This window comes from Streptococcus salivarius, assembly GCF_000785515.1.
In the GTDB taxonomy this organism is placed as follows: domain Bacteria; phylum Bacillota; class Bacilli; order Lactobacillales; family Streptococcaceae; genus Streptococcus; species Streptococcus salivarius.
This window is the reverse complement of record NZ_CP009913.1, coordinates 416494-440744: the sequence shown is the minus strand read 5'-3', so window position 1 is coordinate 440744 and position 24251 is coordinate 416494. Positions and strand designations below refer to the sequence as shown.

At 40.5% G+C, this 24251-nt stretch carries 24 protein-coding genes and 1 other annotated feature; of the genes, 3 read left to right on the top strand and 21 right to left on the bottom strand.

What is annotated here, in order from left to right:
- Positions 1-42 precede the first annotated feature (42 nt).
- The 14 genes from SSAL8618_RS02275 to SSAL8618_RS02210 all read right to left on the bottom strand — a co-directional run bounded on the left by SSAL8618_RS02275 (position 43) and on the right by SSAL8618_RS02210 (position 12930).
- A complete protein-coding gene (locus SSAL8618_RS02275) occupies positions 43-1245 on the bottom strand; it encodes a CCA tRNA nucleotidyltransferase (RefSeq protein ID WP_014633956.1) in 1203 nt (400 codons plus the stop codon).
- Complete coding sequence (gene dapB / locus SSAL8618_RS02270) at positions 1242-2009, bottom strand: 4-hydroxy-tetrahydrodipicolinate reductase (protein WP_038675378.1); 768 nt, start codon at positions 2007-2009, stop codon at positions 1242-1244. The genes SSAL8618_RS02275 and dapB overlap by 4 nt, the downstream gene beginning before the upstream one ends.
- A gap of 60 nt (positions 2010-2069) precedes the next feature.
- The gene (locus SSAL8618_RS02265) at positions 2070-2912 is read right to left on the bottom strand and encodes a DegV family protein (protein WP_038675376.1); all 843 of its coding nucleotides are present in this window, start codon (positions 2910-2912) and stop codon (positions 2070-2072) included.
- Position 2913: 1 nt separating this feature from the next.
- Positions 2914-3288: a DUF1149 family protein gene (locus SSAL8618_RS02260; protein WP_002885550.1), complete on the bottom strand. Its 375-nt coding sequence runs from the start codon at positions 3286-3288 to the stop codon at positions 2914-2916.
- 87 nt (positions 3289-3375) lie between these two features.
- Positions 3376-4326: a hypothetical protein gene (locus SSAL8618_RS02255; protein WP_038675374.1), complete on the bottom strand. Its 951-nt coding sequence runs from the start codon at positions 4324-4326 to the stop codon at positions 3376-3378.
- A 52-nt stretch (positions 4327-4378) separates the two neighbouring features.
- Positions 4379-5131, bottom strand: coding sequence for a hypothetical protein (locus tag SSAL8618_RS02250; protein WP_155274343.1), 753 nt, complete (start codon positions 5129-5131; stop codon positions 4379-4381).
- Positions 5132-5415: 284 nt separating this feature from the next.
- The gene (locus tag SSAL8618_RS02245) at positions 5416-6111 is read right to left on the bottom strand and encodes a GNAT family N-acetyltransferase (protein WP_038675371.1); all 696 of its coding nucleotides are present in this window, start codon (positions 6109-6111) and stop codon (positions 5416-5418) included.
- Positions 6112-6168: 57 nt separating this feature from the next.
- Positions 6169-6459, bottom strand: coding sequence for a 50S ribosomal protein L27 (gene rpmA / locus SSAL8618_RS02240; RefSeq protein WP_002885483.1), 291 nt, complete (start codon positions 6457-6459; stop codon positions 6169-6171).
- A gap of 35 nt (positions 6460-6494) precedes the next feature.
- Positions 6495-6809 carry a 50S ribosomal protein L21 gene (gene rplU, locus SSAL8618_RS02235; RefSeq protein WP_002885597.1) on the bottom strand — a complete coding sequence of 105 codons (315 nt, stop codon included), beginning with the start codon at positions 6807-6809 and terminating at the stop codon, positions 6495-6497.
- Between the two features lie 40 nt (positions 6810-6849).
- Positions 6850-6924, bottom strand: a sequence feature (ribosomal protein L21 leader region).
- A 112-nt stretch (positions 6925-7036) separates the two neighbouring features.
- Positions 7037-7573 (bottom strand): GNAT family N-acetyltransferase, encoded by a 537-nt coding sequence (locus SSAL8618_RS02230; protein WP_038676957.1) that lies wholly within the window; start codon positions 7571-7573, stop codon positions 7037-7039.
- 4 nt (positions 7574-7577) lie between these two features.
- Complete coding sequence (gene gtfB / locus SSAL8618_RS02225; protein ID WP_002885503.1) at positions 7578-8897, bottom strand: accessory Sec system glycosylation chaperone GtfB; 1320 nt, start codon at positions 8895-8897, stop codon at positions 7578-7580.
- Positions 8890-10401: an accessory Sec system glycosyltransferase GtfA gene (gtfA, locus tag SSAL8618_RS02220; protein ID WP_002885573.1), complete on the bottom strand. Its 1512-nt coding sequence runs from the start codon at positions 10399-10401 to the stop codon at positions 8890-8892. Before gtfA ends, gtfB begins: the two co-directional genes overlap by 8 nt.
- A 105-nt stretch (positions 10402-10506) precedes the next feature.
- Positions 10507-11730, bottom strand: a complete 1224-nt coding sequence (thiI, locus tag SSAL8618_RS02215; protein WP_014633950.1) for a tRNA uracil 4-sulfurtransferase ThiI — start codon at positions 11728-11730, stop codon at positions 10507-10509.
- 54 nt (positions 11731-11784) lie between these two features.
- Positions 11785-12930, bottom strand: coding sequence for a cysteine desulfurase family protein (locus SSAL8618_RS02210; protein WP_038675367.1), 1146 nt, complete (start codon positions 12928-12930; stop codon positions 11785-11787).
- Between the two features lie 108 nt (positions 12931-13038).
- Between SSAL8618_RS02210 and SSAL8618_RS02205 the strand changes: the two genes are divergently transcribed.
- Positions 13039-13500 (top strand): DUF6556 family protein, encoded by a 462-nt coding sequence (locus tag SSAL8618_RS02205; RefSeq protein ID WP_038675364.1) that lies wholly within the window; start codon positions 13039-13041, stop codon positions 13498-13500.
- 44 nt (positions 13501-13544) lie between these two features.
- Entirely contained in the window at positions 13545-14789 is a 1245-nt protein-coding gene (locus tag SSAL8618_RS02200; protein WP_038675362.1) for a bifunctional folylpolyglutamate synthase/dihydrofolate synthase, read from the top strand.
- A 224-nt stretch (positions 14790-15013) separates the two neighbouring features.
- Here the strand turns inward: SSAL8618_RS02200 and gorA are convergent, their stop codons facing one another.
- From gorA to SSAL8618_RS02175, 5 genes are all read right to left on the bottom strand, one after another.
- On the bottom strand, positions 15014-16366 hold the full coding sequence (gorA, locus tag SSAL8618_RS02195; RefSeq protein ID WP_038675361.1) for a glutathione-disulfide reductase: 1353 nt from the start codon (positions 16364-16366) through the stop codon (positions 15014-15016).
- Positions 16367-16515: 149 nt separating this feature from the next.
- A complete protein-coding gene (locus SSAL8618_RS02190) occupies positions 16516-18492 on the bottom strand; it encodes a PTS fructose transporter subunit IIABC (protein WP_002885474.1) in 1977 nt (658 codons plus the stop codon).
- Positions 18489-19400: a 1-phosphofructokinase gene (gene pfkB / locus SSAL8618_RS02185; RefSeq protein ID WP_038675359.1), complete on the bottom strand. Its 912-nt coding sequence runs from the start codon at positions 19398-19400 to the stop codon at positions 18489-18491. The genes SSAL8618_RS02190 and pfkB overlap by 4 nt, the downstream gene beginning before the upstream one ends.
- A complete protein-coding gene (locus tag SSAL8618_RS02180) occupies positions 19397-20143 on the bottom strand; it encodes a DeoR/GlpR family DNA-binding transcription regulator (protein WP_038675357.1) in 747 nt (248 codons plus the stop codon). The genes pfkB and SSAL8618_RS02180 overlap by 4 nt, the downstream gene beginning before the upstream one ends.
- A gap of 212 nt (positions 20144-20355) precedes the next feature.
- A complete protein-coding gene (locus SSAL8618_RS02175) occupies positions 20356-21963 on the bottom strand; it encodes a ribonuclease Y (protein ID WP_002885478.1) in 1608 nt (535 codons plus the stop codon).
- 143 nt (positions 21964-22106) lie between these two features.
- Here SSAL8618_RS02175 and SSAL8618_RS02170 point away from each other — a divergent pair, with 143 nt between their 5' ends.
- Positions 22107-22589, top strand: a complete 483-nt coding sequence (locus tag SSAL8618_RS02170; protein WP_002885585.1) for an S-ribosylhomocysteine lyase — start codon at positions 22107-22109, stop codon at positions 22587-22589.
- A gap of 28 nt (positions 22590-22617) precedes the next feature.
- Here the strand turns inward: SSAL8618_RS02170 and SSAL8618_RS02165 are convergent, their stop codons facing one another.
- The gene (locus tag SSAL8618_RS02165; protein ID WP_002886662.1) at positions 22618-23388 is read right to left on the bottom strand and encodes an acetyl-CoA carboxylase carboxyl transferase subunit alpha; all 771 of its coding nucleotides are present in this window, start codon (positions 23386-23388) and stop codon (positions 22618-22620) included.
- Positions 23385-24251, bottom strand: a complete 867-nt coding sequence (accD, locus tag SSAL8618_RS02160) for an acetyl-CoA carboxylase, carboxyltransferase subunit beta (protein ID WP_022495980.1) — start codon at positions 24249-24251, stop codon at positions 23385-23387. The genes SSAL8618_RS02165 and accD overlap by 4 nt, the downstream gene beginning before the upstream one ends.

The following is a 24251-nucleotide window of genomic DNA, read 5'->3' as shown; positions in this document are numbered from 1 at the left end:
CATGCTCTGTAGCGGTGTGTCATTTTTATAACGTCCGTAAACTTATTTCATAGCTTGAACAAAGGCCATAATAGCTTCCTTGTCATTAGCTAGTTTCCCATCAACGATGGCATTTTCAATGGCTTTAAGTGCACGACCAAGGTCCGGACCAGGTTTGAATCCTAGCTCCTTCATCAGCGTGCCACCATTCACAACGATTTCGTGCTTATCATGGATGAGCAACTGACCATCCAAATCGGCAATACGCACATAATCGACATCCAAGCCCTGAGCCTGTCTCAAAGTCTCAGCCGCCTCTAAGAGCTCCTTACCATACTGATAAACATCTTGTTTAGTCACGGCTCTCTCCAAACGGAAATTGAAAATCTCAATCAAGGACTGAACTGTCTTTTGGAAATTAACAGACGTCTTCCATTTTTTAAGGAAAGAGCGTGGATTATCATGCTTGAGAGCCAAAAGAGTTGCCGCCCAAGCCTGTTCAGAACTTGTAAATCTAAAGTCCTCCACATAGTCTGCCACAAAAGACTGCCATTCTTCAGCAGTTTCTTGAAAATCCGGAAGGTACTGATAAGCCTTAGTCGCTAGAAGTGCCTTGATTCCCTTTTTCCAATGTGGGGCCAAAAGCAACTTATCGAACTCGATGAAACTTCGCTCAATCGAAATCTTTTCCAGAAGTGGGGCATGGCTGGTCATAGCCTGAAAAGTTTTTTCTTCGATATCAAAGTCTAAACTCGCTGCAAAACGTAGCCCTCTCATGATACGAAGAGCATCCTCGTTAAAGCGTTCCTCAGCCTTACCAACAGCCCTCAAAACACGATTGTCCAAATCAGCTAGACCATTGAACTTGTCGATAACCTCAGCATTTTCATTAAGAGCAAAAGCATTGACTGTAAAATCACGACGCTTAAGATCCTCTTCCAATGAACGCACAAAGGACACGCTAGACGGACGACGGTAATCTACATAGACATCCTCTGTTCGGAAGGTCGTCACCTCATACTCTCCGCCATTTTCCAAGACCAAAACGGTCCCATGCTCAATACCGATATCCACCGTACGCTCGAAAATCTGTTTGGTCTCTTCAGGATATGAAGATGAAGCAATGTCTACATCATGAATGGGACGGTTAAGAAGGGCATCTCGTACCGAACCACCAACAAAGTAAGCCTCAAAACCCGCAGCCTTAATCTTCTCTAATATTGGTAAAGCCTTCTGAAACTCAGAAGGCAAATAACTTAATCTCATAGTAAATGTTCCAAACCATAAACAAGCTGATCACGTTTAACCACTTCTTTAATACCAAGGTTAACCCCACCCATAAAGGAAATACGGTCATAAGAATCATGACGCAAGGTAAAGCCTTCTCCTTGGGCACCAAAGATAACCTCTTGGTGAGCCACAAGTCCTGGCAAACGTACACTGTGAATACGGAAACCATCAAACTCAGCACCACGTGCTCCAGCAAGTGTTTCCACCTCATCCTCAGCACCTTGATGTTTCGTTTCGCGAACCTCACGAATAAGTTCAGCTGTTTTCACTGCTGTACCTGAAGGCGCATCTTTTTTCTTGTCATGGTGAAGCTCAATGATTTCAAGATCTGGGAAATATTTGCTAGCTTCTGCCGCAAACTTCATAAGAAGGATAGCACCAATAGCAAAGTTAGGTGCAATCAAACCACCAATAGATTTGTCTTTAGAAAGGTCTGTCAATTCCTGAATTTGTGCTTCAGTAAATCCTGTGGTACCCACAACTGGTGCAAAACCATTCTCCAAAGCAAAACGAGTATTTTCATAGGCAACGGCTGGCATAGTGAAATCCACCCAGACATCCGCATCAAAGCCAACCAAATCCGCTTTATCTGTGAAGACAGGAACACCGTCCACTTCTTTTTCTGTCGCAAATGGGTCAAGCAAGGCAGCCAAAGTCAATTCGTCATCTCCCTTGACCATTTCAACCGCAGTTGAACCCATTCTTCCTTTAAATCCAGCAACAATAACTTTAATAGACATGTCATTTTTCCTCTCTATTGATCTTAATCATAGACAAACCCCATCCCAGATGGATAGTACTTATTTGGTAAACTTAGGTGTTAGACCAAGTACTAGCGCTCCTTCACCCAAGTGTGTCGCAATTACAGCACATAAGGATACCACTGTTGAAACGCTAATTCCCTGTGCTTCTAGCTGCTTTTTAAAATCTTCAGCTTTTTCAGGAGCATTCGTGTGAAGGATACTAAGTTCCATTTCACGATTTTCCTCAGCTAGAGCAACCAAACGTTTCACAGCTTTCTTCTCTGTACGCACCTTTTCAAAAACAACGATTTTTCCTTCGTCATTAAAATTCAAAATAGGTTTGATAGACAAAAGATTTCCTAAAATCGCCGAACCATTCGACAAACGACCACCTTTTACCAGATGATTAAGATCATCCACAAGAATATAAGCCGTCGTTTGGTCAACCTGCTCCTCAAGCTTCTTCAAAATGTTCTCAAAAGACATCCCTTGAGCTGACCAATGCAAAACGTTTCTCACCATGGTTCCCATAGGAGCTGCTGTGATTTTTGTATCAGGAAAAGCAATCTTCAACTTGGCATGGTCCTCAATCAAAAACTGACTATTGGCCCAAAAACCAGAGATTCCTGAAGAAAGGAAAAGCCCAACGACATGGGTATAACCTTTCTCCTCAAACTCCATAAGCAAGTTATCCAAGTCAGCTAGATTAGGTTGCGACGTCTTGAGCAGTTCCTCAGAGTTTGCCATTTGAGCATAAAACTGATTGACATCCAAGTTTTTTCCTTCAACAAAAGGCTGCCCCTCAATGATGACCGGAATATCTAAAACATAAACATCAGCATGGCCCTGAATTTCAGCAGGGAGATTAACCGATGAATCCGTAATAACTGCAAGAGACATCTTAGAACTCCAAATTGATACCTGGACGATCCAAGGCAATTTCAGTTACTTCATAAGTCAAACGTTGAAGCGTATCCAAGAGCGGTGCAGCCAAGGCTTCTGCTTCTTCTTGTGAGAAGTCTTTTGGTTCATTGACGATACGGTTTTGAATGTGGTCCATTTGAGAAACAATCCCTGAGATAACAAACTCATCACGGACAATCATAAATTGCAAAACAGCTACAACAGACGTATTGTTAGCTTCTTCATCTTTATTGTGCAACTGGAAAGTTACTTCAACATTTGTTTTAGGAACACCATTCTCTTTTTCCCACTCATGGTTACGAACATCATAGTGGTAACGGTTAACAAATACTTTTTCGCGAATTAAATCCATTAGTCATATTCTCCTTGATACAATTACTCTTTATTATAGCATAAATATGCTTTATTATGGGAATATTATTGACAGAAAAATGAGTAGTTAGACTATCCTTATCCAATCCTTATCACAGATGTTATACTGATAAACCTCTATCGGGTAGTTATCCTTATCAATAGTTATAAAATCCTGCTGATTTGCTTTATCCTCGAATTTTGAATACCCAAAATTTGAGGAACGAACTACACCTTTAGTTTTAATAAAAATTAACTTCGACAGTAACATCCCATTATTGTCATATTCACGTTCTTCTCTATTATGAATTGATAAAGATAATAAAGCAGTCTGTTCTCTACCGTCCCCAAATACTAGTCTATAATTTCGATCACCTCCACTAGAGAGAATAAATTTATTGTAAAATTCAACAAAACCAAAATCTCGTGCCCCTAATAAATTCAAATCACCCTCAATTGAATCTGAAATACTATAGCTTCCTAATATCAAAACCAACAGTTTAATAGTTTCATTTCGAATCTCTTTAACTTCAGACAAGTCGTACAGATTCTCTTTATGAAAGTACTTATTCCTTCTTTTTTTCGCATAGTTTAAAAGTCTCTCTCTGATTTTTTCAATATTACTTCGAGAAACTCTCCACGCTTTAGCATTATCTGTTAGACAATAAACTAATGAACCCATTGATACCTCAAAATATCGCTCACACTCTGGAATAAGTTTAACCTGCCATCTAACTTTACTTTTATCATTTATTATTCGATTTTTCTTTCGAAAATTCCCATTATCTTTATTTTGATTAGTTGAATTCGAACAAGTTATCCATAATTCTTCTCTTGAAATTTCCATAGTTTTTTTTACAAGCAAATATAAAAGTTGCTCTAGAGATTTCAAATAACCTGTTAATATTATCGAATAATCTATACTAGAATTACCAATTGCTTGTCTGTAAAGATGCTCAGCAGTTAAAAATGATTTTGCAAAGTCCTCATCCCCACATAAAGCTGAATATATTTTATTATTAAAAAAGAAGTCCAACAATCTTAACTCTTCATTTACAAAAACAGAAAAGTTATTTAATTCTTCCTTCTCCCTAAAAATTTTTTTTTAGCGTTGACTTTAGGTAGGAAAGATTTTTGGGATTTAATTCTCCATTCACCGTGAAACCCACCTCTTGTTTCACTCGGTGTATAATCCCCTTCACTTGCAAGATATAATATTCCCAAACCTCTGAACCAAATATATCTGTAAAATAGTTCTCCAATTCATAGATTTCCAAAAGTTCTCCAGCACTACAACACTTATACTTAGATATTGCGCGTTCTTTTTTAAAAGGATTAGTGTCTTTTAGACTTATTAATTGAACCCGAGATATTCCATGTTTTCCTAGCAAATCATCTTCTTTAAATCTTTCTAAGTTTTGAGTTGATATTTTCAAGACAACTATTTCTTTCTCTTTATTCTCAAAAATAATACTCCAAATTTCTCTACTATTTTCATAATTGAGACGTCCTTTTTCATCACCATCTCGATAAGGTAAATTTAAACCTAATTTTGAATAATAGACATCAGGGTCTGCCAAAGACTGATTCTCTAATAAAAGAATCTTGTTCCCTTTCATTTTCAATAAATCATTAATAATACCTAGTACTAACGTACTTTCTATTTCTGATACAAGCTTCTCATAAAAAATACTATAGTTCAACTCTTCCTCAGTTAGTAAATTAAATTCCTTATATATGTTTCTTTGATTTTTAAAAGAATCATAGATGTAAAACCTTTCCTTTATCATAAAATTATAGAAAATATCAACAGCTTTATCTATAATTGCCTTATAATCATTCATAACACCCTCCAAATAAAAAAACGTATAACTTAAAGCTATACGTTCCATCACTATTCCACTCGCTTATTAAGACTATTGCACTCAGCAATTTTCATGTCTCTCCAAGCCAAAATAGCAGTTGTCGCAAGCTCAATAAGAGCTAGAGTTATTTTTGTAGCATCCATTTTCATGCTGTTCTCCTTCTAGCTAGAATATTCTTTTCTAGCAAAAAATTAAGAAGTACGACAACAATTTCATTCTATAGTTAATTTAAAAATCTGTCAAATAAATTCTTTCATAGTCTCTCAAAATTCCCTCAAAGAACGTTTCTGCTGTCCCTTTTCATCAAAATTCTCAGGAGCTAGCCAATTCTCAAATCGTTTCTTAAGTACTGGCCACTCACTATCAATAATCGAGAACCAGTCCGTATCACGGCTACGTCCCTTATAGATAGCATGGTTACGAAAACGCCCCTCATAGGTGAACCCTAAACGCATGGCAGCATTGGCAGAAGGACGATTGAGACTATCACATTTCCACTCATAACGACGATAGTTAAGATCTTCAAAGACATATTTCATAAGCAGATATTGAGCTTCTGTAGCAGCTCTAGTCTTTTGTAAAGTAGGGGCTAAAATTACTCGGCCCATTTCAACACTACGATTTTTCGGCGTAATAGCCATAAGTGAAAAGGTTCCTAGAACCTTACCTGAAGCCTTATCCCTGATGGCAAAGAAATAAGGATTTTGGGATTGCTCATAACCCTCCAAACACTGACGTACAGCTTCTTCAGATTCAAAAGGATCCGCATACATATAGGTCCAATCAGAAAGAATCTGATTAGTAAAGTAAAAGTCTAAAATGTCCTCATAATGCTCTGCCACCGTCAAATGTTCAACGCTACAATAACGACCTTCTAATAGAGCAACATCTGGCATCTTACCTGGACTAGCATCCGCTAGACTTGGCCCCACTTCTTGTTGGTAGTGATTTAAAGGCATGGAATTCTCCTTTTTTCATAAAGAAAAGCCTACACAAAAGTGCAGACTTTAGCTTAATTATTTAGCAACTGGGTATACAGATACTTGTTTTTTGTCGCGACCTTTACGTTCGAAACGTACAACACCTTCAACTTTAGCGAAGAGTGTATCGTCACCACCACGGCCTACGTTTACACCTGGGTAGATGTGTGTACCGCGTTGACGGTAAAGGATTGATCCACCTGATACAGTTTGTCCATCAGCTGCTTTAGCACCAAGACGTTTAGCTTGTGAATCACGACCATTGGAAGTAGAACCCCCACCTTTTTTGTGGGCGAAAAGTTGCAAGTTTTCAAGAGTTTTCAACATAAGATTGTGTCCTTTCTTAGTGATTAGTCGCTAACTTACGCGTTGATAGCGTTGATAACAACTTTTGTATAAGGTTGACGGTGACCTTGTTTACGGTGGCTACCTTTTTTAGGTTTGTATTTGAAAGTAACAACTTTCTTTTGTTTACCTTGTTTTTCGATAGTTCCGACAACAGTAGCTCCCTCAACAACTGGAGTACCTACTACAGTTTTATCACCACCGACAAGAACAACTTCGTTAAAAGTTACTTCTGATCCTGCTTCAGCGTTGATTTTTTCAACGTAGATTGCTTGACCTACTTCAACTTTAACTTGTTTTCCACCAGTTTTGATGATTGCGTATGTGCTCATGATGCACCTCCTATTAAAATTTTTAATGTGTCTGAGGTTTCCCTCTGTGAAGACTCGCCTAGTACTGCGGGGACGAACCCACTTGGAAACAGTAGTCGTGCGGTTGCACAGGACGTGCATTTAGTCAACGTTACAATTCTATCATTTTTTCCCTCTAATGACAAGAGAAAAAGTTATTTTGATTATTCTTATTCTGCTCATTGACCTTTAACCAAGTAATGATTCCCCTACTCAACCCTTATACCATATTTTCCTAAGAAGGTCTTAGCTAGATCCTGCTCCAAATCAGCTAAACAAATGCTCCTATCCGTTGTCAAAATTTGATAGCGTTCAGTCCCTTCGAAATAGAAGTGATTCAATAGCTGATAGCCATTTCGCTCATAAAATGCTAAACGTTTTAAGCGCTGATTCCGGTTAGAAGCATCCTTCTCATCCATGGGTTCAATCGTAAGCACACACGGTCGTACTCCTGCTTCTTTCTTAACTTGTGCCAAAATCTGACTGCCATATCCCTGAGATTGTTTACTTTCCTCAACTGCAAGAAAAAGTAGGTAGACCAGGTTGTCAGTATAAATGGCATAGGTCAAGCCAACGAAGACTTCCTGATCAAAATAGGCCAAGAAAGATTGTCCTCTTTTCAAGCTGTTCCAAGATAATTGCCAAAGTGGTAGTCTCTCCTCCACAGGAAAAGCCGCTTCATAAAGCGAAGCGACCTTCTTAAATGTTGGTGTCAGAGGATAAATGTTACGAACCTCTAATGTCATTTCCCTAACCAATAACCTTCTTATAATCTTCTGGTGTTGCTACATGAGCGTGCTCACGTTGGCGATCAAGCAAGTGACTGAGGAAGTCACGGTTGCCCAAGGCTTCTTTAAGTGTTTGCTTAAATTGCCCAGCATTCATTGGTGAGAAGATATTACTTGGCGCGGTATACTCAGGACCATGGCTAGTGTTCGTAAAGGCAAGGATAAGCAAGTTATTTTCAAAGGCAGCACGTGTCGCTGACAAGATTTCATTTTGATGGTTAATATCCAAGTAGAAATCAGCTTCCTTATAAAGACGCTTAACCTGCTCTGTTGTAATATTAGGGTAAAGGCTAACATTACTATATTTAGCCAAATCCATCAAGCGACTGGACATTTCTGTGATTGCTCCAACATGATAATGCATGGTAGGCACTTCACTGACAATACTTTCCAAATGTTCAATCTGGTCTGAATTGGTCAAGATAAGCGCTTGATTTTGGAAGTTGTTCTGACGGGCAAATGGATACATGAATCCAAGGAAGGCCACGCGAGAAGCCTGCTCTGGACTAACCAACTTTAGAAGATTCGTATAAGCTGTGTAATCTTGTACAACAATCTTAGTCTGACGATGGTTGCTCTCAAGAAGCAGACGCATATTTCCAGGAACTGAATCAGTGATTGGCTCTTGCCAGAAGAGAACGTCTTGACCAGAATTTGGAAGATTCATAGTTGTCAAGAAAGGTGTCGCCAATGAGTTGTATAGAATACGACTCAAATCATAACCAGCTTCTTTAAGATAGAAGACGACAAATTCAGATTTATTTTTGAAAATGTAGACCTTGTCTTTCCAATTCAAGATAACGTCTTTAGTCAAATGGTTGATGACGATAACTTCCTTGTTGTCTGGAGTGAAATAGCTGGTAATGGTCGCTTCTTGCTTAACATTATAGGTTGTTTGTGAGAATCGGTAACCCTTGTTATTGTAGCGATCAGTCACGCGCAAGCGTCCTGACTCATCATACCAGTCAACTGCTTTAACCAGACGTTGGTGAGCAGGATGGGCATAATGAATATGACCACGTTTCTTATCAAAACGGAAGATTTCCGCATTGCTATTCGTTCCTATAATTTCCCAGTAGTCAGGCACAGGTACCTGATTAAAGTAAAGTGCAGAACCTTGAACCTTGTCAAAACCAGTGAAATAAAGGTAGGGTGAGGTCACATCACTAGGCAGAAAGCCATCATCTGAAAGACAAACTGTTGTATTCACATAGCCAGCGACAATCAGTGAGTAATGGAGATCCCAACTACCCTGACTATAGTTTTCAAATAAATTAATCATGACTAGTCATCTCCTTTACTAAGTTAAGCCACTTCTGCTCGATTTCCTCTGTCAAAAAGCCTTTGGCAATATCATAAGAGACTTGATGAACATGATCCAAATCTGAGCGATTGAAGAAGGCTACAATTTTCTCTGCCAAGGCAGCTACGATAGCAGGCTCATCATCTTTTTCAAAACGAGGAATGAGGTAGCCATTCTCATTATCCTTGATAAAGGTTTGGTTCCCATAACGAACATCAAAACCAATCATACCTAGACCAGATCCCACAGCTTCTAGAAGTGTCAAGCCAAACCCTTCACTCTTAGAACCTGATAGGTAAAGTTCGTAGTCCTTGTAGACTTCTGTCAAGTCTTGGTGACCTTTAAGGTGGATATAATCCTGAGCTTGATTTTCCTCGATAATGGCCTTAAGTTTAGCCTCTTCAGCACCTGTTCCATAGATATCAAAGTTTACTTGCGGCAGACTTTCTTTAGCCTTAACGACAGCCTTGGCCAACCAGTCCACGTGTTTTTCATTGGCCAAACGTGAGGCTGTGATGATTGAGAATGGTTTACGCTCTCCTTCAGGCTTTCTCAGTTTATCCACACTTCCCACAGGGATGGTTACGATATGAGGTGTAAATGGTGTGTATTTATTGAACTGATCTAGCATAATGCTACGTTGACGTTCTGTCGCTGTGATAAAGAAATCAACCTTATCTGCATTGCTGAATTGGTACTCGTAGAAGTTATTCCATAAAATAGTCTTGTCTGTCACAGCATTTTCACTAAAGTGCTCTGCATGAACCACAACCCCAAGCTTAGCAGGTTTGGTGTTACGGAAAACAGCCTGTCCGGTACCAGTTGCACGGTCCAAGATGACGATATCTTGGTCAGTTAGACCAAGTTGCGACATGAAGTAAGCGATAAATTCATGCTTAGATGACAAAATCTTATCTGGAAAACGGAAGACACTATCCTTACCATCAACAATTTCATCATAGGCAACACTACCATCTTCATTAAAGAAACGGCGTTGATAGAGGTGAGCCTTATTGTCTACCGGTGTGTAGTACTCCGTGAACATCTTAGTGTAAGAGTAAAAATCTTTACGGATTAAGCAACCACGCGATACTTTTTCCACACGGTGAACAATATCTTCACCTTCTTTACGCAAGTAGGCTGCATAGAAGATATCTTCCTTGGCACAAAAAAGCTTAACCACTTTACCATTAATCTCACGACGCGTGATGTCATAAGGAATTTCCTTTTCCAAATCCTTGACAGTATAGGTCGTTGGAGCAATTTTTAGGTCTGTAAAATAGCTGTAGAGCCAGATGATGTCTTCATCCGCAAACCCCATGTTACGGGTCAAATCAGAAAGATTGTCCTGCAAGAACATATCCATAAAGACAAATTTGGCCTTAATACCTGTGTTTTTGAAAATTGTAGAACGATAGGCCTGGGCGTACTCAACACCACTTGATGCCCAACCGATTCCTAAATTGATGTTATAAACAGTCATGTATTTTCCTTTCTGGGTAAAAGTTCAACATCGACATTTCTTTTTCGACATACCTTACTCTAGTAGCACCTAGGCACTACTATGTTAGTACTATAGCCTCCTAGATTAGAGCAAGTCTTCAATAAGTGTATCCACTTCGTCTTGCGCCTCTTCAATAGGTGTGATTTCAGTTACCATGATTCCTGCAACCGCACGTTCAACCAAGGCGTCAACATCCATACGACGTTCATATTGTTCGACATTTTTGATTTTTGGATTAGTTTTTGGACGGTCAGGTGCAAAGATAGTACAGCAATCCTCAAAAGGTTGGATGGAAATGTCAAAGGTATCAATTTTTTGTGCCAAATCAATGATTTCCAACTTGTCCATAGTGACAACTGGGCGAATCACAGGCGTACATGTAACAGCATTAATCGCCTGCATAGACTCCATAGTCTGACTAGCAACCTGACCAAGACTTTCACCATTGATAATCACAAGGCCTCGGCGTTCTTCACGAATACGGTCAGTAATACGCATCATAAAGCGACGTGTCAGGGTCATCAAATAAGCTTCTGGTGCTTTTTCTTTGATTTCCTCTTGAATTTCAGTAAATGGTACTTCGATGAACTGAATATTACCACCAAATTTAGTCAACTTACGGGTCAAATCTTGAGCCTTTTTAAGAGCTCCAGGACTAGTGTAAGGAGGACTTGCAAAGTGGACAGCTTCAATATCCACACCACGTTTAAGGGCAAGATAACCTGCCACTGGCGAATCAATCCCACCTGAAAGCATGAGCATTCCTTTACCAGCAGTACCTACAGGTAGACCGCCTGCTCCTTTGATTTCCTCGTGAGAAATATAAGCCGCCTCGGCACGAATTTCTACCTTGAGGTTGACATCTGGTCCCTTCATCTGAGCCTTAATGTCAGGCAATACATCAAAAACTGCATTTCCTAAAGTTAAATTGAGCTCACGACTGTCAAGGACAAAATCGTGGTCGCTACGTTTAGCAGTTACCTTAAAGGTAAGACCGTCACGATAGAGGCCAGTCATAATATCTTGAACAGCTTTTTTCAAGACTTCGACATCTTTTTCAAACTTGTAAACAGGACTAAAGGCTTGAATACCAAAAATTTGCTTCAAAGACTCTGCTACTGGCTCGTAGTCTGTACCATTGAGATAGATATGTCCACGGTCTCGATCAAAAGTCACTTTAACTTCTGGATAGATGGATAGGACATCTTTAATATTATTTCTAAGTTTATTGATAAAGCGCATACGGTTCTTGCCCTTGGTAGACAATTCACCATAGCGAACCATAATTTCTGAATATGTTAGTGTCATTCCTTTTCCTTTTAAATGTGAATTTAGTTTTATTGTTTAATCGCTTAAATCTTGCTATCTCACTTTTTGTGTCTTGGCGTAGACCTGCTTGAAAATCGTGAGGAACTGTTCCACCTGTCCCATATCATTGTCATCATCAAGACTGATACGAACAGCTGTTTGAGCTAACTTAGTCGGTACACCCATAGAAATAAGGGTTCCCGCTGGTTTACCCGCCTTAGATGAACATGCTGATGTCGTTGAAATATAGATTTGATGCTCTTCAAAAGCGTGGACAATAACTTCACCTCGAACACCCTTGATTCCAAAGGTCAAAATATTGGGAGCAAAGTCTTCACCCTCACCTGAGAAAATAGTAATATCCTCGTACTTAGCCAATTCGTCAAAGATAATCTTTTTCATCTTGGCAATTTTAGGAAGAGAAAATTCCTCTTTGTCAGTTACCAAGCGCAAGGCCTTGGCCATACTCGCAATCCCAGCAACATTTTCAGTCGTTGAACGAAAATCTTTTTCTTGACCACCACCGGTTAAGAGTGGCGTAATCTTTTTCCCTGCCTTTTTGTAGACAAAACCGACACCACGAACAGCATGAAACTTGTGACCAGAAAAAGTCGCAAAATCTACACGGTCGGTTAAATATGACGATACAGGAATCTTCCCAATAGCCTGAACAGCATCCACATGGAAAGATATGGTAGGCTCATTAGCCAAGAAATCTGAGATGGCTTGAATAGGTTGGATTGATCCGATTTCGTTATTAACAGCCATAACCGAAACTAAGATTGTGTCAGGGCGTAATAATCCAGCAAGAGCTTCAACATCCACAAACCCTTGCTCATTTACTGGTGCATAAGATACCTCGAAACCATGCTCTGAAAGCCATTTGGCAGATTCTTTTACCGCTGGGTGTTCAATATCAGAAACAATGATGTGTTTGCCGTAAGGCTCTTTTTCAAAAGCTACACCTTTGATGACCCAGTTATCACCTTCGGTTCCTCCAGACGTAAAGAAAATCTCATCGGCTGATTTTCCAATGAGTTCCGCAACTTGCTTACGAGAAGCCTCCAAAATACGTGTCGCAGATGTTCCTAATTGGTGTAGGCTGGATGGGTTCCCAAAAATTTTAGTAGCCACTTCTTGATAGGTTCTAAGTGCCTCTGGATAAGGCACCGTCGTGGCCGAATTATCAAAATAAATCATGATTTTTCCTCGATTTTTATTTACTATTTATTATAGCATAATTTTTTTAGCAATTTTTGCGAGAAAATCATATAATAGAAAGTACAAAATATTTTTAAGGAGAGCATCATGTCTGAAAATTACTCACGCCGTAATCATTCATCAAAAGAAGAAAAAAAATCTGCCCCAAAGGTGACTGAACACGTTACAAAAGGCTTCACTGCCTTCCAAAAAGTCCTTACTGCCGTCGGGACAATTTTGTCAATCATCGTGGCTTCAATTACTATCATGAATTTCACAGCCTCTAAAAATAAGGACACTTCTGATTCATCAGCCAATCAATCAACTGTAGTCATCAAAGAAGGCAATAATAAGACTCAAGAATCAAGTGCTGCCTCATCTAGTTATGGCAATGCGACTAATTCAGAAACAGAAACAAGTAGTCAAGCAGGAACTCACACCTATTCGTCATCTGCAGATACAACAACGGGTGGCAATACGACTACCTCTTCATCAGCAGCTACTGCAGACACAACATCTGGCAATGCGACTACTGGTGGCGCAACAACTGATGACGCCGCTTCTAACTAAGACATGTAAAAGGCTAGGAAACCCTGCCTTTTTTCTATAATCCTATGAACTATACAGAAACTCTAAATTTTATCCATTCTTTCAAGGGCAATGGCCGTCGCCCTCAACTCGAACGTATGCGTTGGCTCTTGAGACAAGCTGGAGAGCCTCAGTCTCACTATCCAACGGTACATATTGTCGGGACCAATGGTAAGGGATCAACAACTAGCTACCTACAAAATATCCTAACAAAGTCGGGCTATCAGGTCGGGACTTTCACCTCCCCTTATATCACTCGCTTCAACGAACGTATTAGTATTAACGGCACAGAAATTCCTGATAAGGATTTGATTAGCCTTGTCGCGAAAGCCCAGGTTATCCTCAGTGATTTAGAAGAGCACACTAATTTTGGCAGACCAACGGAATTTGAATTGGTCACCTTACTCATGTTCCTCTACTTCGACCTTAAACAGGTTGATATGGCTATCATTGAAGCTGGAATTGGTGGACGACTTGATTCGACCAATGTTCTTTCGCCAGAGCTTGTCATCTGTACTTCAATTGGCTTTGATCACACTGAAACCTTGGGCAATAGCCTTTTGGACATTGCCAATCATAAAGCAGGCGTCATGCGAGAAAACACACCTATCTTACTTGGTCGTGTCTCTACAGAAGTTGAACATTTCTTCAACCAAAAATCACATGACCTACAAGCTCCTTTAGCCGTCATTGATAAGGAAATCCAGCTGCTTCCGAAAGACAATCAAACGATCCAGATTTCTTATGACCATTGGGAAAGTCCAAGTCTTAAACTTCCAATGTTAGGACAGCATCAAGAAAACAATGCTGGGCTAGCTGTCACTGCTGCCTATCTCCTAGCTCAAACATTTCCTAAGATTACCGATAAGAGCATCCAAGAGGGGATTGAAGAGACGCATTGGCCTGGTCGCAGTGAGTGGATAGGGAACAATATATACCTAGACGGCGCTCATAACCCTCAAGGAATTGCCAGCTTAAAACAGGTACTAAAAGATAACTTCGCTAATCGTAGGGTACATATCCTCTTTGCAGGACTTAGACGAAAGCCTTTGGCAGACTTACTAGAGGAATTGAAAGATTATGATATAACGGTAACCAGCTTTGACTTTTTTGAGGCACTGCCCTTGGATGACTATCCTCAAGACTTCAAACGTGTTGCCGACTATAGAGACTGGCTAGCACAAGCTGAATCATCAGATTCTGAGGACTTATTTGTTGTCACTGGATCTCTTTACTTTATATCAGCAGTAAGAAACTACTTAATTAAATAAAATAAGGCCTGAAGGCCTTATTTTATTTAGACAATCTATAATTTTACACAAAGTGTAAGCTGCTATTTGAACACAAAGAAAAGTCTGAAACTCTCGGTTAACAGCCTTCACTTTTCTACCGCATCGTCACAAATTCTTCTGAACCCGTTGAGTGAATGGTTTCAATTGAAGCCATTCAGACACAAAGAAAAGTCTGAAACTCTCAGTTAACAGACTTCACTTTTCTATCGCATCGTTACAAATTCTTCTGAACCTGTTGGATGAATGGCAACTGTATTATCAAAATCAGCCTTAGTTGCTCCCATCTTAATAGCCACAGAGAAACCTTGAATCATCTCATCAACACCATAGCCAATACCGTGAAGACCAATGATTTTTTCATCGTCACCAAGCGTTACTAATTTCATGGTTGAAGGCTGACGATTCTCTCCAAGGGCCGTATACATTGGTGTGAAACTAGATTTATAAACCTTAATATTCTCCGCACCATACTTAGCGATTGCTTTTTCTTCAGTCAAGCCAACAGAACCAATAACTGGATGGCTAAAGACCACGGTGGCTACATCAGTGTAATCAAGCTTAGCATCAGCTTTATTGTTGAAGAGTCGCTCTGACAATTGACGTCCAGCCTTGACTGCAACTGGTGTCAAATCAAGTTTACCAGTCACATCACCAAGGGCATAGATTCCAGGAACAGATGTATTTTCAAACTCATCTGAATAGATTGTTCCTTTTTCAGTCAATTTAACACCTGTCTTTTCAAGACCAAAACCAGAAGTGTTGGCTGCGCGTCCAATAGCCCAGATTAAGCAATCAACTGTAATCGTTTCTCCATTATCAAAACTAATGGTCAAGGAATCATCTGCATTCTTCACTACCTCTGTCTCATTAGCATGCGTGTGAAGGGTCGGACCTGATTTAGCCATCTCATCGACTAAGACATCGATAATATCCTTGTCAAAGGTACGTAATGGGCGATCCTTACGAACAAAGAGATGCGTGTCACTACCAAGAGCATTGAGAACACCAGCAACCTCAACGGCGATGTAGCCAGCACCAATAACAGCTGTACGTTTTGGTACTTCATCTAACTCAAAGAAACCATCTGAAGTAATCCCATATTCACTACCTGGAATATTTGGATAAAGAGCATGACCACCTGTTGCAATAAGGATATGGGGTGCTGTATAAAGCTCCCCCGCTACTTCAACCGTATGAGGATCAACAAATCTTGCATACTCGTAGACACGTTCAACGCCATTGCTATCAAAACCACGCTCATAAGAGCCATGGATACGGTCGATATAAGCCTGACGATTGTCCTTAAGCCTTGCAAAATCAAACTTATTAACCGTCACATCAAAACCATACTCGCCTGCATAACGGTGAAGGGTTTCAGCAACCTGAGCACCATACCACATGACCTTTTTAGGCACACAACCTACATTGACACAGGTACCACCGACCTCTTTTCCTTCAAAGAGAATAACCTTAGCACCATGCATGGCAGCACGATTGGCACTAGCAATACCACCAGAACCACCACCAATGACAATATAATCGTATTCTTTTACCATATTTTACCTCTTATGTTTCTTTATACAGCGTATTAGCTACTAGATAAGCCATTTCTGCCTATACTTTATCATAAAATAGGTACCCTGACAAAAATCTGCTACGACACAAAAAAACAACCCCGAACTCAACGAGATTGTTTAATCATATCTTATTTATCAAGTGGTTTGCGGAGGAATCCGAAAAGGATACCTGATACCACAGCACCAATCAAGATGAAGAGAAGGTAGAGAAGGGCATTTGAAGTGAGGGCAATAACGAAGATACCTCCGTGTGGTGCCATCAATTTGATTCCTGCCATACCTACGAGAGCACCTGTAAGAGCTGAACCGACGATAAAGCTTGGGATAGCGCGTGCTGGGTCAGCTGCACCAAATGGGATCGCACCTTCAGTGATGAATGAGAGTCCCATAACGATGTTTGTCAAACCAGAGTTGCGTTCTTCTTCAGTAAATTTATCTTTAAACAAGAGTGTTGCTACAAATACTGCCAACGGAGGAACCATACCAGCCGCCATAACTGCTGCCATAACAACTGAACCACCTGAAGTTACTGTTGCTGCGAGAGTACCTGTACCAAAGACATAAGCTGCTTTGTTGACTGGTCCACCCATATCCACTGCCATCATACCACCAACAAGGAGACCAAGTAGTACGGCTGAGCTTCCTGACAAGCTTGACAAGAAGTTATTAAGACCAGTATTAATTGCTGCCATTGGGATATTTACTGCCAACATCAAGAAACCAGTAGCAAATACACCAAGAAGTGGCAAGAGCAAGATAGAACGGATTCCTTCAAGGGCACGTGGAATACCTGCCAAGAGTTTACGAAGAACAAGGATAACACCACCTGCAAGGAAACCACCAACAAGAGCTCCAAGGAAACCTGAAGATACGCCAGCAAGGGCAAGGGTTGCTTTACCACCTGAAGCAAATGGAACACCACCAAAGGCTGCACCACTTGAAGCAATAGCACCAGCTACGAAACCTGACACCAAACCTGGTTTTTCGGCGATAGAGTAAGCAATGTAACCTGCAAGTACTGGAAGCATGAAGCCAAAGGCAGCGCCACCAATTGCCTTGAATTGAGCAGCAATTTCATGGTAAGAACCAAGTTGTGACAATTGATCTTTAGGAACACCCATGATTTGGTCAAGCAAGAAGGCAAGCGCAATCATGATACCACCACCGATAACGAATGGAAGCATTTGTGATACCCCACTCATCAGGTGTTTATAGAAGGCACCACCGAGGCTCAATTTCTCACTTGATTCTTGAGCAGCTCCAGCATTTTCAGCGTGGAAGACTTCAGCTTTTCCATCCAAGATGTTTTGGATTAATTCTTGAGGTTGACGAATACCTGCAGCGACTGGTTTAGAAAGTAATTTTTTACCATCAAAACGTGCTGTTTCAACTGCCTTGTCTGCTGCTACGATAACACCTACAGCCTTACTGATTTCTTCAGCAGTCAAAGGTGTTCCGACACCTGAAGCACCGTTAGTTTCAACACGAACATTGACTCCCATTTCTTCACCTGTTTTAATTAGTGATTCTTCAGCCATGTAAGTGTGAGCAATACCAGTTGTACAAGCTGTTACGGCTACGATAAGTGGTTTATCGCTTGAAGCTGCTTCTTTAACAGCTTGTGCTTTCTTAGCTTCCTCAGCTTGTGCTTCTTCTTCACCCGTATTGAAAGCAGCAATCACTTCATCTGGAGAAGTCACCTTACGCAAACGATCTGCAAAACCATCTTGCATAAGGTATTTTGACAACTCAGCGAGGGCTGCCAAGTGAGTGTCATTTGCTCCCTCTGGAGCAGCAATCATAAAGAAGAGGTCTGTAGGTTGACCATCAAGTGATTCGTAATCTACACCTTTATTAGATTTAGCAAAAAGTACTGTTGCTTCTTTTACTGCAGCATTTTTGCTGTGTGGCATAGCGATTCCATCACCCAAACCAGTTGATGTTTGTGCTTCACGAGCCATAATACCTGCTTTGAAAACATCAAAGTCAGTCACAACACCATTGTCAACCAAGCTGTTAATCATTTCATCGATAGCAGCTTCTTTTGTAGTTGCTTGAAGGTCAAGCAACATTACTTTTTTGTTCAGTAAATCCTGAATTTTCATAGTTTTTCTACCTCTACTTTATTGTATGTTTCTTTAATAAATTCAATTGTCGCTAAGTCATCTGAGAAAGCTGTAGATGTTCCACACGCTACTCCCCACTTGAGAGCCTCAATCGGATCACCAGATTTAACAAACTCACCAGTGAAACCAGCAACCATCGAGTCACCCGCACCAACAGAGTTTTTAACTGTTCCCTTGATTGGCTTGGCAAAATAAGCAGCCTCTGGTGTGACCAGCAGAGCTCCATCACCTGCCATTGAGATGATAACGTTCTGTGCCCCCTTAGCAAGGATTTCACGCGCATATTTTTCAACATCAGCCAAACCATTAAGTTTGACATTGAAAATAGCTTCTAACTCATGGTTATTTGGTTTAACCAAGAGTGGTTGGTAAGCCAAGGAATCAAGCAAGGTTTGTCCTTCAAAGTCACAGACAACCTGTGCACCCGTTTCACGCACTAGTGGAATCAATTTGTTATAGACCTTATTTCCAAGATTGCTTGGTGCTGATCCAGCAAAAACAACTACATCATCGGCACTTACACTTGAAAGAACTGCTTCCAATTCAGCCAATTGATACTCATTAATGACAGGTCCTGCACCGTTAATTTCAGTTTCTTGGTCAGCCTTGATTTTAACATTAATACGTGTGTCTTGATCCACTGCTACAAACTTGGTTTTAATGCCCTCTGCATCCAAACTATCTGTCACAAAACGTCCTGTAAAACCACCGATGAAGCCCGTTGCAGTATTATCAACACCTAAACGTTGCAATATACGACTAACATTAATACCCTTACCGCCAGCGAACTTATCATCACTCTCCATACGGTTAACTTCACCAATCTCTACTTTATCGATACGCACAATGAAGTCGATTGATGGATTCAGCGTTACAGTATAAATCATACTTCAATAACCCTCGTTTTCTCTTTTAATTCTTGTAGGAGCTCTTCTTCCGAAGCGTTTGTAATTATGGTTACTTTCTCGACCTCGGCTACCTTAGCATAGGTAATCTGACCAAGTTTAGAGGCATCAGCTAGAACGTAGGCTTTTTGCGCATTGGCTATAACCGTCCGTTTGATAACTGCCTCTTCCATGTCTGGTGTGGTGAAATAATGAGCATCAACGCCATTAGCACCAATGAAAGCACAATCAAAATTCAGCTGTCTGATTTGCTCTTGAGCAGTACTTCCAATAGAGGCATCCGTTGAATGTTTAACCTTTCCTCCAACAATCCTAGTGCTAACACCAAGATCTACCAGCTTAACCGCATGATGGATAGAATTAGTCACAACCGTTACCTGACGATTGGCCAAATGTGGAATCAAAAGTTCATTTGTTGTACTAGCCTCAAGAAAGACGACATCACCTTCCTTAATCAAATCGGCAGCATAACCAGCTAACTGAGCCTTTTCTTTAACGTTTCTAATAGCTTTTTGACTATTGGCAATTTCTTCCTTTAGACCATGAATGCTTTCAGCACCACCATGAACACGCTTAAGTTGGCCATCTGCCGCTAACTCGTCCAAGTCACGACGAATCGTCGACTCGGAAGTATCACTTAACAAAACAGTTAGGTTTTCCAAAGTGACAAAACCATCTTGTTTCAACTGAGACAAGATAATCTGCTTACGTTCAGACTTTAGCATAATCTCTCCTTCTGTAATCGTTTACAGAATCTATTATACTCAATTTTTAATAACTGTCAACTAAAAACAGTCAAAAAAAAATCAAAATATTTCATTACAAAACACTAATCTACCAAAATGACGCAATTTGATAAGAAAGTTCTTACATTTTCAAAAAGAATACAACCTTTCAGTATAAGTGCAAAATAAAAAAGCCTTGCGGCTCTCTTATCTTATTTGGCATAGTCAACCGCACGGAATTCACGAATGACTGTAACCTTGATATTTCCTGGGTAATCCAAATTCTTCTCAATTTGTTCACGTACCTTGTGAGACAAGATTGTAACTTCATCATCTGAGATTTTGTTTGGATGAACCATGATACGAATCTCACGACCAGCTTGAAGGGCGAAGCTTGTTTGAACACCGTCAAAGCTTGATGCAATTTCTTCCAAATCACGAAGGCGTTTGACGTAATTCTCAACAGATTCATTACGAGCTCCTGGACGAGCCGAACTCAAAGCATCTGCTGCAGCTACAATAACTGCAATGACGCTCTCAGGTTCTACATCGCCATGATGGCTAGCGATAGCGTTAACCACAACTGGATGTTCTTTGTACTTACGTGCAAACTCAGCACCAATCTCTACGTGGCTACCTTCGACTTCTTTGTCAATGGCTTTCCCCATATCGTGAAGGAAACCAGCACGACGAGCGAGGGCAACATTCTCACCCAATTCACCAGCCATGATACCTGCTAGTTTACCAACTTCAACTGAGTGACGAAGTACGTTTTGACCATACGACGTACGGAACTGCAAGCGTCCCATAATCTTGATCAAGTCAGGGTGAAGATTCATAGCACCAATTTCGTAGGCTGCCTCTTCACCATATTCACGGATACGGTTATCCATTTCCTGACGGCTCTTCTCAACCAACTCTTCAATACGAGCTGGATGAATGCGTCCATCCTTAATCAAGGCTTCGAGAGTCATACGTGCAATTTCACGACGAACGGGATCGAAACCAGAAAGGACAACCACTTCTGGAGTATCGTCAATAATAACGTCAATACCTGTTAGACTTTCAAGCGTACGGATGTTACGCCCCTCACGTCCAATGATACGACCTTTCATATTGTCATCTGGAAGGTGAACAGTAGTTACTGTTTGTTCAGTAACATAATCTCCAGCCAAGCGTTGCATAGCTTGCGCCAACACGTTTTTGGCTTTCTTATCAACAGTATCTTTAACCTGTGCTTCTGCATCTTTGATACGTGTTGCAATCTCATGAGTCAGATTATTCTCAGTCTCCGTTAAGATTACCTCACGCGCTTCTGCAATGGTCATTTGACCAACACGTTCAAGTTCAGCCTGCTTCTCAGCCTCCAACTGAGTCACATTCTCTTCACGCTCATTAAGATGTTTAGATTTGTCAGCAAGACTCTGCTCTTTCTTCTCGAGGGCAAGTTCTTTACTTGATAGATTTTCATCCTTACGATCAAGGCTAGTGGCACGTTCTGTCAAACGATTTTCCATCTGTTTAAGCTCTTGACGTTCAGATTTGAATTCTTTTTCAATATCTTCTCGATATTTTCTAGCTTCCTCTTTTGCTTCTAACAAGAACTCTTTACGTTGAGCCTTACTCTCGCGTTCAGCAGTCACACGCAGATGATCTGCATCATGCTCTGCCTGACTACGAAGGTTCACAGCGTCTTGTTCTGCCTTTAGCAAGGTAGTTTCTGCTTGTTCCTTAGCTTTGCTAAGTTTAATAGAAATTGCTAAATATCCAACGACTAAACCAATGAGTGCAAAGACAACTAAAATTATCATGTTTATCATGTCTTTACCTCAACTTTTCTAAGGTTTCCCTAAAGAAAACCGTCTTCTAGTGTATCATATTTATAGCGATTTCTCAAATATATACTAGAACTTTAAACTGATTTTATGGTATCATAACTCTATTAGAATAGGGAGGTATTACCATGCCAAAAGACGTTACTGTTGAAAGTTTTGAACTTGATCACACCATTGTAAAAGCACCTTATGTGCGTCTTATTTCTGAGGAAGTTGGACCTAAAGGAGATATCATTACAAACTTTGATATCCGTTTGATTCAACCTAATGAAAATAGTATTGACACAGGTGGTCTTCACACTATCGAACACCTACTCGCTAAACTGATCCGTCAACGTATCGATGGACTTATTGATTGCTCACCATTTGGTTGCCGTACAGGCTTCCATATGATTATGTGGGGTAAACAAGATCCTACAGAAATTGCTAAAGTTATCAAATCTAGTCTTGAAGCTATTGCTAACGAGATTACATGGGAAGATGTTCCAGGAACTACCATTGAATCTTGTGGTAACTACAAGGATCACAGTCTTCATTCAGCTAAGGAATGGGCTAAACTTATCCTCGAACAAGGTATCTCAGACCAAGCCTTCGAACGTCATACCGTTTAAAAAACATTGGGATATATCCCAATGTTTTTTAGTATTTTCTAAAACGTTGATAACGCGCTTCAAGCAAGTCCTCTGTTGATAATTGGCTTAATTCTGCCAACTCATCTACAATTGCTGTCTTAATTGCTTCAATAATTTCACTTGTAAAGTAACCACGTTCTGGAATCACCTTATCAACGATTCCCATATTAAGCAACTCGCCTGATGTAATCTTCATCAACTCTGCTGCCTCTTCTGAACGTGAGCCATCTTTCCAGAGAATAGTCGCAAACCCTTCCGGACTCAAGATAGAGTAGATGGTATTTTCAAGCATCCAAACCTTATCGGCTACCGCCAAGGCAAGAGCTCCTCCCGAACCACCTTCACCAATGATGATGGCAATAATTGGCACCTTAAGATCACTCATTTCCATAAGGTTACGCGCAATTGCCTCACCTTGTCCACGTTCCTCTGCTCCAACACCAGGATAAGCACCTGCAGTATTGATAAAGGTAACAACTGGACGTCCAAACTTTTCAGCCTGTTTCATGAGGCGAAGAGCCTTACGATAGCCCTCTGGATGAGGTTGCCCAAAGTTACGGTTAAGGTTATCTTGTAGGTTTCTACCTTTTTGGATACCCACTACAGTAACCGCTTGGCCATTTAAACGACCAATACCACCAATAATGGCACCATCGTCACGGAAATTACGGTCGCCATGAAGTTCGATAAAGTCATCGAAGATTCCTTGGGCAAAGTCCAAAGCAGTTAAACGGCCTTGGTCACGCGCTTCTTTTAAAATACGTGCTACGTCGCTCATTGAACACCTCCATGGAATGATAAGAGTGTGGCAATGGTATCAGCCAACTCTGTACGTTTAACAATGGCATCAACAAAACCATGTTCTTGAAGGAACTCAGCCTTTTGGAAATCATCTGGCAAAGTTTCGCGAACTGTGTTTTCAATAACACGACGACCTGCGAAACCAATCAAGGTTTGTGGCTCAGCTAAGATGATATCACCTTCCATGGCGAAACTTGCTGTAACTCCACCAGTTGTTGGATCTGTCAATACAGTCAAATACAACAAGCCAGCATTCGAATGACGTTTTACAGCGGCTGAAATCTTGGCCATCTGCATCAAACTCATGATTCCTTCTTGCATACGGGCACCACCAGATGCTGTAAAAATAACAACTGGAAGTTTTTTTTCAATCGCATGTTCAAAGAGCTGGGTGATTTTTTCACCAACAACAGTTCCCATTGAAGCCATGATAAAGTTAGAATCCATAATAGCTAAGGCTGTTCTTTGTCCCTTGATAGTTGCAACGCCTGTCACAACTGCTTCATCAAGACCCGTTTTTTCCTTGGTTGCCGCTAATTTCTCCATATAACCTGGGAAATTCAATGGATTTTTGGTTTCAATTCCTGTAAAAAGTTCCTGGAAAGAACCCTCATCAACCGTTAAATCGAGACGTTCTTTAGCGGAAATACGGAAGGTATAAGAACAATTTGGACAGATTTTAGCTTGTCCCAAGTCCTTTTGATAAATAGCTTGTTTACAACCAGGACATTTGGCAAAAAGTTCATCTGGAACTTCTGGCACTTGGTGATCAACCCCATTACGTACAGAACGGTTAGGATTGATACGGATATACTTTTCTTTTCGATCAAATAATCCCAT

Coding starts and splice junctions, on each gene's coding strand:
- SSAL8618_RS02275 (WP_014633956.1), bottom strand. CDS start 1,245: ATGAGATTAAGTTATTTGCCTTCTGAGTTTCAGAAGGCTTTACCAATA.
- dapB (WP_038675378.1), bottom strand. CDS start 2,009: ATGTCTATTAAAGTTATTGTTGCTGGATTTAAAGGAAGAATGGGTTCA.
- SSAL8618_RS02265 (WP_038675376.1), bottom strand. CDS start 2,912: ATGTCTCTTGCAGTTATTACGGATTCATCGGTTAATCTCCCTGCTGAA.
- SSAL8618_RS02260 (WP_002885550.1), bottom strand. CDS start 3,288: ATGGATTTAATTCGCGAAAAAGTATTTGTTAACCGTTACCACTATGAT.
- SSAL8618_RS02250 (WP_155274343.1), bottom strand. CDS start 5,131: ATGAATGATTATAAGGCAATTATAGATAAAGCTGTTGATATTTTCTAT.
- SSAL8618_RS02245 (WP_038675371.1), bottom strand. CDS start 6,111: ATGCCTTTAAATCACTACCAACAAGAAGTGGGGCCAAGTCTAGCGGAT.
- rpmA (WP_002885483.1), bottom strand. CDS start 6,459: ATGTTGAAAACTCTTGAAAACTTGCAACTTTTCGCCCACAAAAAAGGT.
- rplU (WP_002885597.1), bottom strand. CDS start 6,809: ATGAGCACATACGCAATCATCAAAACTGGTGGAAAACAAGTTAAAGTT.
- SSAL8618_RS02230 (WP_038676957.1), bottom strand. CDS start 7,573: ATGACATTAGAGGTTCGTAACATTTATCCTCTGACACCAACATTTAAG.
- gtfB (WP_002885503.1), bottom strand. CDS start 8,897: ATGATTAATTTATTTGAAAACTATAGTCAGGGTAGTTGGGATCTCCAT.
- gtfA (WP_002885573.1), bottom strand. CDS start 10,401: ATGACTGTTTATAACATCAATTTAGGAATCGGTTGGGCATCAAGTGGT.
- thiI (WP_014633950.1), bottom strand. CDS start 11,730: ATGACACTAACATATTCAGAAATTATGGTTCGCTATGGTGAATTGTCT.
- SSAL8618_RS02210 (WP_038675367.1), bottom strand. CDS start 12,930: ATGATTTATTTTGATAATTCGGCCACGACGGTGCCTTATCCAGAGGCA.
- SSAL8618_RS02205 (WP_038675364.1), top strand. CDS start 13,039: ATGTCTGAAAATTACTCACGCCGTAATCATTCATCAAAAGAAGAAAAA.
- SSAL8618_RS02200 (WP_038675362.1), top strand. CDS start 13,545: ATGAACTATACAGAAACTCTAAATTTTATCCATTCTTTCAAGGGCAAT.
- gorA (WP_038675361.1), bottom strand. CDS start 16,366: ATGGTAAAAGAATACGATTATATTGTCATTGGTGGTGGTTCTGGTGGT.
- SSAL8618_RS02190 (WP_002885474.1), bottom strand. CDS start 18,492: ATGAAAATTCAGGATTTACTGAACAAAAAAGTAATGTTGCTTGACCTT.
- pfkB (WP_038675359.1), bottom strand. CDS start 19,400: ATGATTTATACTGTAACGCTGAATCCATCAATCGACTTCATTGTGCGT.
- SSAL8618_RS02180 (WP_038675357.1), bottom strand. CDS start 20,143: ATGCTAAAGTCTGAACGTAAGCAGATTATCTTGTCTCAGTTGAAACAA.
- SSAL8618_RS02175 (WP_002885478.1), bottom strand. CDS start 21,963: ATGATAAACATGATAATTTTAGTTGTCTTTGCACTCATTGGTTTAGTC.
- SSAL8618_RS02170 (WP_002885585.1), top strand. CDS start 22,107: ATGCCAAAAGACGTTACTGTTGAAAGTTTTGAACTTGATCACACCATT.
- SSAL8618_RS02165 (WP_002886662.1), bottom strand. CDS start 23,388: ATGAGCGACGTAGCACGTATTTTAAAAGAAGCGCGTGACCAAGGCCGT.
- accD (WP_022495980.1), bottom strand. CDS start 24,251: ATGGGATTATTTGATCGAAAAGAAAAGTATATCCGTATCAATCCTAAC.